Origin of the sequence: Streptomyces sp. adm13(2018) (assembly GCF_008042145.1) — a bacterium.
Taxonomy (GTDB): domain Bacteria; phylum Actinomycetota; class Actinomycetes; order Streptomycetales; family Streptomycetaceae; genus Streptomyces.
Window position 1 is genome coordinate 1 of record NZ_RDBH01000168.1, and the last position, 1,144, is coordinate 1,144.

Annotated in this window: 1 pseudogene; it reads right to left on the minus strand. The window is 76.0% G+C overall.

What is annotated here, in order from left to right:
- Window positions 1–102 precede the first annotated feature (102 nt).
- Window positions 103–1,026: pseudogene (locus EAO70_RS35095) on the minus strand (serine/threonine-protein kinase); the annotation flags it as partial.
- Between the last annotated feature and the right edge of the window lie 118 nt (window positions 1,027–1,144).

Below are 1,144 nucleotides of genomic sequence, written 5' to 3' on the forward strand. Positions count from 1 at the left end.
GGCCCCGCGTCCTCGACTTCGGCATCGCCCGCGCGCTGGAGTCCACCCGGCTCACCGCCACCGGCTCCGCCTTCGGCACCCCCGGCTACCTCGCCCCCGAACAGGCCCTCGGCGCGGCGGGGTCGCGGGCGCGTCCAGGACGGTCGGCGGCGGCGCACCGCCCTCCGCCAGTCCCTCCGGCACCGCCTCCGCCACTCCCTCCCCCAGTGCGTCCAGGATCTCCTCCGGCGTCGGGCGTCCTGCCGGGTCCTTCGCGAGGCAGCGGCCCACCAGGTCCCGCAGCGGCTCCGGTACGGCGGCGAGGTCGGCCTCCTCGTGGACCGCGCGGTACATCAGGCCCATCGGGGTGCCCTCGCCGAAGGGGCGGCCGCCCGCCGCCGCGACCAGCACCGCGCCGAGCGCGAAGACGTCCGCCGCGCCCGTGACCGCCTCGCCGAGGGCCTGTTCGGGGGCGAGGTAGCCGGGGGTGCCGAAGGCGGAGCCGGTGGCGGTGAGCCGGGTGGACTCCAGCGCGCGGGCGATGCCGAAGTCGAGGACGCGGGGCCCGTCGGGGGCCATGACGATGTTGCCGGGCTTGAGGTCGCGGTGGACGAGACCGCAGGCGTGGATGGCCTCCAGGGCCTCGGCGAGGGCGGCGCCGAGGGAGCGCAGCCGGCCCTCGTCCATGGGGCCGTCCGCGGTGACGAGCGCCGCGAGGGTGGGCCCGGGGACGTAGGCGGTGGCGAGCCAGGGCGCCTCGGCGTCGGGGTCGGCGTCGACGACCTGGGCGGTGTGGAAGCCGCCGACCCGGCGGGCGGCGGCGACCTCGGCGCGGAACCGGGCGCGGAAGGAGGGGTCGGCGGCGAGTTCCGGCCGGGCCACCTTGACGGCCACGGCGCGCCCGCCGCGCGATCGGGCCAGATAGACGGTGCCCATGCCGCCTTCGCCTAGCTTGTGCTCGATGACGTATCTACCGATGAGGGTCCCCACGCGGGACAGTATGGCCGAACTCCGCGTCTTGACCGGTCCATGACACAGGCCCACCATGTGGGCCAGCACCGCACCACGCGAACACCGCACGACCGCACGAGCTTGTCGCACCCCCCACCCTCCCCACCCAGGAGATAGCATGCGACGTCCCATCCGCGGCAGAAGGTCCGCCACC